The sequence below is a fragment of the Corallococcus sp. AB045 genome (assembly GCF_003668895.1).
GTDB lineage: Bacteria > Myxococcota > Myxococcia > Myxococcales > Myxococcaceae > Corallococcus > Corallococcus coralloides.
Map to the genome: position 1 here is coordinate 1 of NZ_RAWN01000256.1, position 11,567 is coordinate 11,567.

The following is an 11,567-nucleotide window of genomic DNA, read 5'->3' on the forward strand; positions in this document are numbered from 1 at the left end:
GACGGGGATGGGGGCGGATGGGGCGCAGGGGGTGCGCGCGGTCCGCCGCGAGGGCGGCGAGACGTGGGCCGAGTCCGAGGACACGGCGGTGGTGTACGGCATGCCCAAGGAGGCCATCGCCACCGGAGCGGTGAGCCGGGTGCTGGCCCTGGACGCCATCGGGACGGAGCTGGCCGCGCTGGTGCGCCGCCGACGGCAGTCCGGCGGGCAGTGAATCGCTGGCTGCATGACAGCCGCCGCACAATCCCGGGCCGGGCGGCGCGCGGGTGCTAGGCTGGTGTCCATGTCGCAGCAGATCCGCGCGCTGGTGGTGGATGACTCGCAGGCCATGCGCCGCAGCATCATGTACGCGCTCCAGCGCCTGGCCGGGGTGGTCTGCATCGAGGCGCAGGACGGCGTGGAGGGGCTGAAGAAGCTCTCCACGCAGGGCCGCTTCGACCTGGTGATGACGGACATCAACATGCCGTTGATGGACGGGCTGAAGCTCATCCACCACATCCGCCAGACGGAAGACCACCGGGCGGTGCCCATCGTCGTGGTGACGACGGAGGGCGCGGCGGCGGACCGCGAGCGGGCCATGGCGCTGGGGGCCACGGCCTACCTGGTGAAGCCCGTGCAGGCCCGCGTGGTGCTGGACACGGTGAAGGAACTGCTGAAGCTCGGCTGAGCTTCGACAGGAATCCCAAGGGCACGCATGGAACCGGCGCTGGACGTCGAGGGGCTGGAGAAGACGTACGGCGCGGTGCGGGCGGTGCGCGGCCTGTCCTTCCAGGTGGCACCGGGCGAGGTGCTGGGCCTCGTGGGGCCCAACGGCGCGGGCAAGACGTCCACGCTGCGGTGTCTGGCCGGCATCCTTCCGCCCTCCGCGGGGCGCGTGCGGGTGGCGGGCTTCGACGTGGCACAGGCGCCGGTGGAGGCGAAGCGCCAGCTGGCCTTCCTCCCGGACGAGCCGCGCTTCTTCGAGTACCTCACCGTCTGGGAGCACCTGAACTTCACCGCGCGCCTCTACGGCGTGGAGGACTGGGAGGAGCGGGGCCGCGCGCTCCTGGCGGAGATGGAGCTCACGGGCCGGGAGAAGTCGCTGCCGGGCGAGCTGTCTCGGGGCATGAAGCAGAAGCTGTCCATCGCGTGCGGCTTCCTGCACCAGCCCCGGCTCATCCTCCTGGATGAACCGCTGACGGGGTTGGATCCGCTGGGCATCCGCCGCATGAAGGCCTCGCTGCGCCGCCGCGCGGAGGAGGGCACGGCGCTGGTGTTGTCGTCGCACCTGCTCCCGCTGGTGGAGGAGCTGTGTCACCGGCTGCTCGTCATCGCCGGAGGGCGCGCGGTGGCGCTGGGCTCGCTGCCGGAGATCCGCGAGCAGATGGCGGGCGGAGCCGGTGACAGCGCGTCGCTGGAGGAGCTGTTCGTGCGCATCACCAGCGCGGCGTCGGAGGAGGCGCAAGCGCGGGGGAACGAACCGGCGTGAGCTTCCCGAGCGCGGTGGCGTTCCTCTGGGTGAGGACGTGGCGCAACCGGGTGGTGCGCCAGGTGCAGCGGCTGAAGCGTCCGCGCTACCTCCTGGGCGCGCTGGTGGGGCTCGCGTACCTGTACTCGCTGGTGGGGCGCAGCGTCTTCGTGCAGGGCACGGGCCGCGCGGTGTCCCCCAACGCGAGGCTGTTCGCGGAGCTCTCTCTGGAGGTCTCCGTGCTGGGCACGCTGGTGACGGCGTGGGTGCTGGGCGCGGACCGGCCCGCGCTGACCTTCACGCAGACGGAGGTGCAGACCTTCTTCGCCGCGCCCGTCACGCGCAAGGCGCTCCTGCACTACAAGCTGCTGCGCGGCCTCTTGAGCGCGATGCTCGCGGCGCTGGCGGCGACCATTTTCGTGGGGCGCTTCACCAGCCCCCGCCCGGTGCTCTTCTTCCTGGGCGCGGCGCTGGCCATGGGGACGCTCTACCTGCACGGCACGGCGGCGTCCTTCGTGCGCGCGTGGCTCGTGTCCCAAGGCCGCTGGGGCAGCGCGGTGCGGTGGGCGGTCGTGGCGGTGCTCCTGGTGGCGGGGATGGGCACGCTGTTGTCCACGCTGCGCGACTACCCGCTGCCGGAGAACCTCTCCAGACCCTTCGCCGTGCGCGAGTGGTTGCGCGACGTGCTCGATGCCCCCGGGCCCCGAGCGGTGCTGTGGCCGGGCAGGGCGCTGGTGGCCCCCGCGATGGCGCGAAGCTGGGAGGGCTTCCTACGCTACCTGCCCGCGTCGCTGGCGCTGCTGGTGGCGCACTACGCCTGGGTGCTCGCGGTGGAGGTGCCCTTCGAGGACTCCGCGGTGGCCGGGGCCGAAGCGCGGACGCGGCGGCGGGAGCAGCGGGCCGCGCGCTCGGGCAATCTGCGCGTGGGCCGGGTGCCCTTCGTGTTGAAGGCCCGGGGGCGACCGGAGGTGGCGCTCCTGTGGAAGAACCTCATCGCGCGCAGGCGCATGGGCAGCGGCCTGATGATGCTGCTGTCCTTCGGGGTGCTGGGCGCGGTGTTCGCGCTGGTGATGGGGGACACGCGGCTGTTCTCCAACACCCGTGAGTTCCTGGGGCCCATGGCCCTGATGGTCGCGCTGGCCATGGCCGTGATTGGCCCGAGCGCGTTCCGCACCGACCTGCGCATGGACCTGCCGAAGCTGGAGCTCCTGCGCGCGCTGCCGCTCACGGGGCGGCAGGTGGTGGGCGCGGAGCTGGCGGCGTCCGCGCTGACGTTGGGCGTGGCGCAGTGGGTGATGTTGCTCGTGGCGCTGGTGCTGGGCGTGGGCGCGGACGACGTCACGCTCGCGCCGTGGTCCACGCCGGTGGTGCTGGGGCTCTTGCCGGTGTTGCCGGCGCTGGGGCTGGCGGGGCTGTTCGTGCAGAACGCGGCGGTGGTGCTGCTGCCCGCGTGGATTCCGGCGGACTCCGAGCGGGCGCGCGGCGTGGAGGCGCTGGGCCAGCGGCTGCTCACGCTGGTGGGCACGCTGGTGGTGACGTTCCTGGGACTGTTGCCGGCCACCGTGGTGGCCCTCCTCGTGGGCTATCCGCTGTTCACTGTCATGGGGCGCTGGGCGGTTCCGCTCGCGGGGCTGGCGGCTGCGGGGGCACTCTTCGCGGAGGTGGCGCTGGGCGTCGCCGTCCTGGGCCGTGCCTTCGAGCGGCTGGACGTGTCGGAAGAACAGTCGAACGAAGCGTGAACGCGAGCACGAAGGGAGCATCTCCATGAAGGTCGGCTTCATCGGGTTGGGGAACATGGGCGCGCCGATGGCGAAGAACCTGGCCGGCGCGGGCCATGAGCTCGTCGTCTGGAACCGCACCGCCTCCAAGGCGGATCCGCTGAAGCAGCAGGGCGCGCGCGTGGCGAAGACGCCCGCGGAGGCCGCCCGGGACGCGGAGGTCGTCGTGTCCATGCTCGCGGATGACCACGCCGCGGAAGAAGCCGTGCTGGGCAAGGACGGCGTCGTCAGCGCCCTGCCGAAGGGCGCCATCCATGTCTCCTCCAGCACCATCTCCGTCGCGTTGTCGGAGCGCCTGACGAAGGCGCACACGGACGCGGGGCAGGGCTACGTCTCCGCTCCCGTCTTCGGCCGCCCAGAAGCCGCCGCGGGCAAGCAGCTATGGGTCGTCGCCGCGGGCCCGAAGGCGCAGGTGGAGCGGGTGCGTCCGGTGCTCACGGCCCTGGGACGCGGCCTCACGGAGCTGGGAGAACGGCCGTCCGCCGCGAACACGGTGAAGCTGTCCGGCAACTTCCTCATCGCATCGATGATGGAAGCCCTGTCGGAGTCCTTCGCGCTCGCGGAGAAGTGCGGCGTGGAGCGCGCCGCGTTCCTGGACGTCTTCAAGTCCGTCTTCGCCAAGGCCCCCATCTTCGAGAACTACGCGGGCGCCATTGCGAAGGGGCAGTACACGCCCGCGGGCTTCGCGCTGCGCCTGGGCCTCAAGGACGTGACGCTGGCGCTCGAAGCGGGCAGGGCAGCCGAGGTGCCGCTGCCACTCGCGAGCCTGCTGCGCGACCACTTCCTCACCGGCGTCGCCCAGGGGCGCGGCGATGAGGACTGGTCCGCGCTCGGCGCGCTCGCACAGGAGCGCGCCGGCATCACGAAGAAGCACTCCTGAAACGACGAAGGGCCTCCCGTGGTTCGCGCCACGGAAGGCCCTCGCTGACTTCAGTGCGCCGCGGCGCGGACTAGAACGTCGCGGAGCCCGGCACGCGCGGGTAGGGGATGGCGTCGCGGATGTTCTGCAGGCCGCACATGTAGACGATGAGCCGCTCGAACCCCAGGCCGAAGCCCGCGTGCGGCACCGTGCCGTAGCGGCGCAGGTCGCGGTACCACTGGTAGTGCGCGGGATCGAGGCCGAACTTCCTCATGCGCGCGTCCAGCACGTCCAGGCGCTCCTCGCGCTGGCTGCCGCCGATGATCTCGCCAATGCCCGGCGCGAGCACGTCCATCGCGGCCACGGTCTTCCCGTCCTCGTTGATGCGCATGTAGAAGGCCTTGATGGCCTCCGGGTAGTTCATCACCACCACGGGACGGCCCACGTGCTCCTCGGTGAGGTAGCGCTCGTGCTCCGTCTGCAGGTCCTTGCCCCACTCCGGCGCGTACTCGAACTTCTTCTTCGCCTTCTGGAGGATGGAGACGGCGTCCGTGTAGTCGATGCGCTCGAAGCTGGAGCCGATGAACTTCTCCATCCGCTCCGTGACGCCCTTCTGCTGGCGCTCCTCGAAGAACTTCATGTCCGGCGCGCACTCATCCAGCACGGCCTTGAACACGTACTTGAGGAACCGCTCCGCCAGCAGCGCGTCCTCGTTGAGGTCCGCGAAGGCGATCTCCGGCTCGATCATCCAGAACTCGGCCAGGTGCCGCGTGGTGTTGCTGTTCTCCGCGCGGAACGTGGGGCCGAACGTGTAGACCTTCGACATCGCGAGGCAGTACGCCTCCACGTTCAGCTGCCCGGACACGGTGAGGTAGGCCTCCTTGCCGAAGAAGTCCTTGCCCCAGTCGATCTTGCCGTTCTCGCCCCGAGGCGGGTTGTGCGCATCCAGCGTGGACACGCGGAACATCTGCCCCGCGCCCTCCGCGTCGCTCGCGGTGATGATGGGCGTGTTCACCCAGCAGAAGCCCTCACCGTGGAAGAAGCGGTGCACCGCCTGCGCCGCCGCGTTGCGCACGCGGGTGATGGCCCCGAAGGTGTTGGTGCGCACGCGCAGGTGCGCCACCTCCCGCAGGAACTCCAGCGAGTGCTGCTTCGGCTGGATGGGGTAGGTGTCCGGGTCGTCCACCAGACCCAGCACCTGCACTTCATCCGCCTGCACCTCGAAGGCCTGTCCCTTGCCCTGCGACTGCACCAGCGTGCCCCGGCAGATGACGGAGGCGCCCGCGGTGAGGTGCAGGATTTCCTTCTCGTAATTGGGCAGCGAATTGGGCGCGACGACCTGGATGGGGTCGAAGACCGACCCGTCGCTCACGTTCACGAAGCTGATGCCCGCCTTGGAGTCGCGGCGCGTCCGCACCCAGCCGCGCACCTCCACCTTCGAGCCCGCTTCGACAGCCCCCGACAGGGCCTTCTTCACACTCACGACCTGCATGGTGCTCTCCCTCTGCTCCAGACCGGGAAGGCGAGTTAGTCGCGCCCGGGCCCGAGGGCAAGCACCGAGCGAGGCCCGCCCCCGGCCCGGGGCCTGCCGGGTCCCCGCCCATCCGGGTTTCCCGGTCAGGGCCCCGGGGGCGCCAGCCGTCCAGGCTTTCGACGCGCCAAGACTTGTTGCCCGCGTGTCCTACCTCCCGCTAAGAGTCAGAGAAGCCATGGCGATGAACGAGCGTTACGAGCCGCAGTCGATTGAAGGAAAGTGGCAGACCCGCTGGGAGCAGGAGGGCCTCTTCCGGGCAGGCAGGCGTCCGGATGCCCCGAAGAAGTACGTCCTGGAGATGCTGCCGTACCCCAGTGGCCAGATGCACATGGGGCATGTGCGCAACTACCTCATCGGGGACGTCTACGCGCGCTACTACCAGATGCGCGGCTTCGACGTGCTGCACCCCATGGGCTGGGACGCCTTCGGCCTGCCGGCGGAGAACGCGGCCATCAAGGACGGCGTCCACCCGGCCATCCGCACCCGCGAGAACATCGAGTCGTTCAAGGCGGAGATCAAGACGCTCGGCTACAGCTACGACTGGACGCGCGAGGTCAACACCAGCCAGCCGGAGTACTACCGCTGGAACCAGTGGTTCTTCCTCCAGATGCTCGAGCGCGGGCTCGTCTATCGCCGCTTCAGCAAGGTGAACTGGTGTACCGGCTGCCACACCGTCATCGCCAACGAGCAGGTGAAGGACGGCCGCTGCGAGCGCTGCAGCTCCGAGGTGCAGGACAAGGAGATGCCCGAGTGGGCGTTCCGCATCACGAAGTACTCGCAGGACCTGCTCGACGCGCTTGACACGCTCAAGGCCTGGCCGGACAGCATCACCACCCGTCAGCGCGACTGGATTGGCCGCTCCGACGGCGCGGAGGTGGACTTCCGCGTGCAGGGGCATGACGCCGCCCTGCGCGTCTTCACCACCCGCGTGGACACGCTCTTTGGCTGCACCTACGTGGTGCTCGCGCCGGACCACAAGCTCGTGGCCCAGGTGACGACGGCGGACCGCCGCGCGGACGTGGAGGCGTTCACGAAGAAGATGGCCGCCCAGAGCAAGACGGAGCGGCTGGGCGAGGACGCGGAGAAGGAGGGCGTCTTCACCGGTGGCTACGCGCTCAATCCGGTGACGGGCCAGCCGGTGCCCATCTGGATCGCCAACTTCGTGGTGAGTGACTACGGCACCGGCGCGGTGATGAGCGTGCCGGCGCACGACGCGCGCGACTTCGCCTTCGCGCGCAAGTATTCGCTGCCCGTGCGCGTGGTCATCCAGCCGGCGTCCGGTGACAAGCTGGGCGCGGGTGAGACGCTCGACGCGGCGTACACGAACGACGGCGTGCTCGTGGACTCCGGGGACTTCAGCGGCATGCCTTCCGCCGAAGTGCGGGTGAAGCTGGCCGCGAAGCTGGAGGCGCAGGGGCAGGGCAAGGCCACGGTGACGTACCGCCAGCGGGACTGGGGCTTCAGCCGCCAGCGCTACTGGGGCACGCCCATCCCCATCGTCTACTGCGAGAAGTGCGACCCCGAGCGCAAGGGGCTCCCCGTTCCGTTGGATCAGCTCCCGGTGCGGCTGCCGGACATCGACACGCAGGCGGTGCTCACCGGGCGAGGCGAGCCGCCGCTCGCGAAGGTCGCGTCCTTCGTCAACACGACCTGCCCCAAGTGCGGTGGTCCCGCGCGCCGGGAGACGGAGACGATGGACACCTTCGTCGACTCCTGCTGGTACTTCGCGCGCTACCTGTCGCCGAAGTACGACGCGGCGCCCTTCGACCCGAAGGACGCGAAGCACTGGCTGCCGGTGGACATCTACGTGGGCGGCCCCGAGCACGGCGTGATGCACCTGCTCTACTTCCGCTTCTGGACCCGGGTGATGAAGCTCCTCGGGCTGTCGCCGGTGGATGAGCCCGTCACGCGGCTGATCACGCAGGGCATCGTCAACGGCGCGGATGGCCGGAAGATGGGCAAGCGCTACGGCAACGGCGTGGCGCCCAACACCATCGTGGCGAAGTACGGCGCGGACACGGCCCGCACCTACGTGCTCTTCGCGGGCCCGCCGGAGCGCGACTTCGACTGGTCCCACGAGCAGGTGGAGGGCGTGTTCCGCTTCCTCAAGCGCGTGTGGACGCTGGCCGCGACGCACCACGCTTCCTCGGCGGAGGCCACGTACTCGGGCCCCTACGAGGGCAAGGCGCTGGAGACGCGCCGCGCGGCGCACAAGTGCGTCAAGCGTGTGACGGAGGCCATCGAGCGCCTGTCCTTCAACACCGCCGTCGCGGGCGTCATGGAGTGCGTGAACGCGCTCTACGCGGTGGGCACGCCGGAGACGCCCGCGGAGAAGGCGGCGATGGGGGAGGCGGTGCGGCTGCTCGCGCGCATCCTCACGCCCCTCGCGCCGCACATCGCGGACGAGCTGGCGGAGGCCTACGGCGCGAAGGCGTCCACCGTCACGGAGTCCTGGCCGGAGTTCGAGCCGGCGCTGGTGGTGGACGACGTGATTCCGTACGCCGTGCAGGTGAACGGCAAGCTGCGCGCGGAGGTGCGCGTGGCGGCGGACGCGGGCGAGGCGGACGTGCGTGCGGCGGCGGAGGCGGACGACAAGGTGAAGGCCGCCCTCGAAGGCAAGACGCTGCGCAAGTTCGTCTTTGTCCCCAAGCGGCTGGTGAACTTCGTCGTCGGCTGACGGCGGGAGGGAGGGGTGGTGCCCGCGGAAGTGCTCGTCATGTGCTCCGCCTGCGGGCGCCCCCAGTCGGCGGCCCGGCGCCGCTGTGCCTTCTGCAACGCGGAGCTGCCGGAGGCGCCCCTGCCGCCCCGCTCTCCCGATGCTTTGGAGTCGCCCGCGCCGTCGCTGCCGGGCGTCACCCCGCTGGCGCTGGATCTCGGCAACCGGCGCGTCCTGGCGGTGAACGACACGCAGCTGTCGTTCCAGGGGCGCCCGGGCGGAGGCCCGACGCTCGACGTGCCATGGGCGAGGGTGCGGCGGCTGGAGTGGCGCACGCGGCCCTACTACGAACCGCTGGGACTGCTCGCCTTCACCGTGCTGGGCCTCTTCTGGGCGCCCACGCAGGCGGTGCGGATCATGTCCTTCGCGGGGGGCGTCATCGGCCTGCTGCTCGTGGTGCTGTACCGCCATCATGGGCTCACGCTGGAGCTGGATGACGGCACGCGGATGCAGTGGCCGCTGGGCATGGCGCTGAAGGGCTCGGCCCGCGAGGCGCGGCTCAAGGCGGCACGCGCCACGCTCGCGGACGCCGGACGCATGCGAGGCGTACCGCTGAATGGTTCCGACGCGTGAGGCCCCTCCGCGCCGCGTTCTGAGTGCAGGCCCGGCGCGCCCCCAGCTCCACGCGTAGGAGGGGCATGCCGCGCCGCGGTCCGGCTCCGACGCTTGACGGAGGATCGCGGCCGGGTAGGGTGCGCGCCCATGCGGCCCTCAAGGAACGCGGTTCAGGCGGGTGCGGTGAAGGCGTTCCGGTGGGGCGTGGTGGCGGCGGCGATGCTGGGCGCCGGGTGCGGCTACCGCTTCAGCCCGTGGGGCTCCGCGCTGCCAGAGGGCACAGGGCAGGTGTGCGCGCCCATCTTGGCCAACGAGACGGCGGAGCCCGGGCTGGAGAACCTCTTCACGCGCTACCTGCGCAACCAGCTCATCCAGGCCGGCCGGCTGGCCACCGCTCCGGGCTGCGCGTCCACGATTGAAGGGGCGGTGCTCAACATCTGGACGTCCCCGACCATCATCCCCAACAACTACCGCATCTCCACGACCGTGCGGCTGCGCCTCGTGAAGGAGGGACAGCTGCTGTCGGAGACAGTGGTGGCGGGGACCGAGGACTACCTCCAGGGACGCGGGAACGTCCTGGAAGCCGAGGCCAACCGTCAGGCCGCGCTGGCGCGCCTGGCGGAGTTGCTCATGCGCGACGGCTACGATCGGCTGGCCAGCACCTGGTGAGGACCGGGGAGCCCGGTCCTCGACCCACGGTGGTGCTACGGGACGACTAGGCCTTCTTCTTCGCGGCGGCCTTGGCCAGCCGGGAGATGCGGCGCGCGGCGGTGCGCTTGTGCAGGACGCCCTTGCTGGCCGCCTTGTTGAGGGTCTTGGAAGCCGCCTTCAGCGCGTCCGTCAACTTCGAACCGTCCTTGGAGGCAATGGCCTCGCGGGCGGACTTGACGGCGTCCTTCACGGTCGTCCGGACATTCACATTCCGGGCGCGGCGCTTCAGGGACTGGCGGTAACGCTTCTCTGCGGACTTGGTGTTCGCCAAGGCAATGCTCCAGCGGAAGGCAAGGCAAGGAAAAAGAGGGGCCGTCCTTACTGCGACGCCCCCGTTGCGTCAAGGCACGCGTGCGATCGCGATCAGGATTTCCAGTTCCGGAACCCCTGGGAGGCCTCTGGAATGCCTCCCGGAGCCCCACCGACGCTTCACGCCGGAAGAATCATGCCGGCGGGGCAGCGTATTCCCACCGCAGCCCGGCGGGATCCACGAACTGGAAGCCCGCTTCGGAGTTGGCGCACGGCACCAACCGCCCCGGATGGTGGGCCCGGAACAGCTCCAGGAGCCGGGCGACCCCCGCGGACGAGGGGGCCTCCAGGGTGAGGGCTACCGCGGACGTGGCCTGCGCCTGGGCGCCCGGCATGAAGACGAGCCCCAGGCCCGCGCCCGTGTAGGCCGCCGTGCCGTTCGTCGACCGGGTGGGCGTCCAGCCCAGCCAGGAGGCCAGCTCATCCCAGAAGGCCCGCTGGGCCGCCACGTCCGGCACGGCCAGTCGCAGGGTGGCCACGGACGCGCGAGGCGGGTGGCTGGGCGGCGGCAGCGCCTTCTCCACGGCCTTCGCGGCCTGCCAGTGGCGCTCCATGTGCGCGAGCGTGGCGCCGCCGAAGGGGACGTTCTCCTCGTTCAGCTTCGCCTCGATGTACTGGAAGCGGGTGACGAAGCGGCGCGTGGCCATGCGCAGCGCGTCCTCCGCGGGCGTCTTCACGAAGCGCGCGAGGTTCGCGAGCGAGAACAGGACGTCCCCCAGCTCGTGCTCGATGGCGTCCCGGTCGCCCGACGTGATGGCCTCGTCCAGCTCACGCAGCTCCTCGTCCAGCTTGCCGCGCACCCCGGCCAGGTCCGGCCAGTCGAAGCCGATTCGGCTGGCCTTCTCCGTCAGGCGCTCCGCGCGCAGCAGGGACGGGGCCGCGGTGGGCACGCCGTCCAGCACGGAGCCCGCGCGCCCGGTCTTCTTCTTGCGCTCCTCCGCCTTCAGCTGCGCCCAGTTGGCCAGCACCTGCTCGGCGCCACTCACCTGCTGATCCCCGAACACGTGCGGGTGCCGGCTGGTGATCTTGTCGCTGATCGCCGCGCAGACGTCCGCCATCGTGAACTCGCCCAGCTCCGCCGCCAGCTGCGCGTGGAAGACAATCTGGAAGAGCAGGTCCCCCAGTTCTTCACACAGCGGGCGCCACGGGCCGCCGTCGGAGACGCGGTCCATTTCATCCAGGACCTCGAACGCCTCCTCGGTCAGGTAGGGGCGCAGCGAGCGCAGGTCTTGTTCGCGGTCCCACGGGCAGCCGCCCTCGGCCCGAAGGCGCCGCATGATCTCCACCAGTCGTTCCAGCTCGTTTCCAGGCGCCGCCATTCATTCACTCCCGAGCAATCCCCCCGCCGCGGGATCCTGTAGCACGGGCGGTGGGCACCACATGATTTCGGATCGCCCGGCCTGTCGCCTATCATCGGACGTCCGGATGCTCCGCTCGTTCCTCGGCCTGTGTTGCAGCCTCGTGCTGCTTGTCCCCGCGCGCGCCCCTGCGTTGATGCAGGAGCCGCTCCTGCGCATCGAGGAGAAGGTCATCGAGCCGGAGCCGGACCCCAGCACCTTCCAGGCCACGGAGGATGATCCGGTGGAAGACACCGGCTCCGAGGAGGCCGACGAACCGGAGCCCGAGCCCCGCCCCGACAACCGGCGCCGCGTCATCGC

Annotated in this window: 11 protein-coding genes and 1 pseudogene; 9 read left to right on the top strand and 3 right to left on the bottom strand. The window is 70.5% G+C overall.

Annotated elements, in window-relative coordinates; translation table 11 throughout:
* The 5 genes from D7Y21_RS36825 to D7Y21_RS36845 all read left to right on the top strand — a co-directional run.
* Positions 1-214, top strand: a 214-nt coding sequence (locus D7Y21_RS36825; protein ID WP_304988580.1) for a chemotaxis protein CheB, incomplete at its 5' end; no start/stop codon positions are given.
* 69 nt (positions 215-283) lie between these two features.
* Positions 284-667 carry a response regulator gene (locus D7Y21_RS36830; protein ID WP_120567716.1) on the top strand — a complete coding sequence of 128 codons (384 nt, stop codon included), beginning with the start codon at positions 284-286 and terminating at the stop codon, positions 665-667.
* Positions 668-694: 27 nt separating this feature from the next.
* Positions 695-1,468, top strand: coding sequence for an ABC transporter ATP-binding protein (locus D7Y21_RS36835; protein ID WP_120567715.1), 774 nt, complete (start codon positions 695-697; stop codon positions 1,466-1,468).
* On the top strand, positions 1,465-3,186 hold the full coding sequence (locus D7Y21_RS36840) for a putative ABC exporter domain-containing protein (RefSeq protein ID WP_121718183.1): 1,722 nt from the start codon (positions 1,465-1,467) through the stop codon (positions 3,184-3,186). Before D7Y21_RS36835 ends, D7Y21_RS36840 begins: the two co-directional genes overlap by 4 nt.
* A 25-nt stretch (positions 3,187-3,211) precedes the next feature.
* Complete coding sequence (locus D7Y21_RS36845) at positions 3,212-4,105, top strand: NAD(P)-dependent oxidoreductase (RefSeq protein ID WP_121718184.1); 894 nt, start codon at positions 3,212-3,214, stop codon at positions 4,103-4,105.
* Between the two features lie 70 nt (positions 4,106-4,175).
* Here D7Y21_RS36845 and asnS read toward each other — a convergent pair whose 3' ends face one another.
* A complete protein-coding gene (asnS, locus tag D7Y21_RS36850) occupies positions 4,176-5,576 on the bottom strand; it encodes an asparagine--tRNA ligase (RefSeq protein WP_121718185.1) in 1,401 nt (466 codons plus the stop codon).
* A 217-nt stretch (positions 5,577-5,793) separates the two neighbouring features.
* Here asnS and leuS point away from each other — a divergent pair, with 217 nt between their 5' ends.
* From leuS to lptE, 3 genes are all read left to right on the top strand, one after another.
* Positions 5,794-8,295 (top strand): leucine--tRNA ligase, encoded by a 2,502-nt coding sequence (gene leuS, locus D7Y21_RS36855; protein WP_121718186.1) that lies wholly within the window; start codon positions 5,794-5,796, stop codon positions 8,293-8,295.
* 18 nt (positions 8,296-8,313) lie between these two features.
* Entirely contained in the window at positions 8,314-8,907 is a 594-nt protein-coding gene (locus D7Y21_RS36860; RefSeq protein WP_158627408.1) for a hypothetical protein, read from the top strand.
* Positions 8,908-9,072: 165 nt separating this feature from the next.
* A complete protein-coding gene (gene lptE, locus D7Y21_RS36865) occupies positions 9,073-9,558 on the top strand; it encodes an LPS assembly lipoprotein LptE (protein WP_233612433.1) in 486 nt (161 codons plus the stop codon).
* 46 nt (positions 9,559-9,604) lie between these two features.
* Here lptE and rpsT read toward each other — a convergent pair whose 3' ends face one another.
* Both rpsT and mazG read right to left on the bottom strand, forming a co-directional pair.
* Complete coding sequence (gene rpsT, locus D7Y21_RS36870; RefSeq protein ID WP_014395478.1) at positions 9,605-9,871, bottom strand: 30S ribosomal protein S20; 267 nt, start codon at positions 9,869-9,871, stop codon at positions 9,605-9,607.
* A 172-nt stretch (positions 9,872-10,043) separates the two neighbouring features.
* Positions 10,044-11,228: a nucleoside triphosphate pyrophosphohydrolase gene (mazG, locus tag D7Y21_RS36875; protein ID WP_121718188.1), complete on the bottom strand. Its 1,185-nt coding sequence runs from the start codon at positions 11,226-11,228 to the stop codon at positions 10,044-10,046.
* A 106-nt stretch (positions 11,229-11,334) separates the two neighbouring features.
* Here mazG and D7Y21_RS36880 point away from each other — a divergent pair.
* A pseudogene (locus D7Y21_RS36880) lies at positions 11,335-11,567 on the top strand (hypothetical protein); the annotation flags it as partial.

Coding starts and splice junctions, on each gene's coding strand:
- asnS (WP_121718185.1), bottom strand. CDS start 5,576: ATGCAGGTCGTGAGTGTGAAGAAGGCCCTGTCGGGGGCTGTCGAAGCG.
- D7Y21_RS36830 (WP_120567716.1), top strand. CDS start 284: ATGTCGCAGCAGATCCGCGCGCTGGTGGTGGATGACTCGCAGGCCATG.
- leuS (WP_121718186.1), top strand. CDS start 5,794: ATGGCGATGAACGAGCGTTACGAGCCGCAGTCGATTGAAGGAAAGTGG.
- D7Y21_RS36835 (WP_120567715.1), top strand. CDS start 695: ATGGAACCGGCGCTGGACGTCGAGGGGCTGGAGAAGACGTACGGCGCG.
- D7Y21_RS36845 (WP_121718184.1), top strand. CDS start 3,212: ATGAAGGTCGGCTTCATCGGGTTGGGGAACATGGGCGCGCCGATGGCG.
- mazG (WP_121718188.1), bottom strand. CDS start 11,228: ATGGCGGCGCCTGGAAACGAGCTGGAACGACTGGTGGAGATCATGCGG.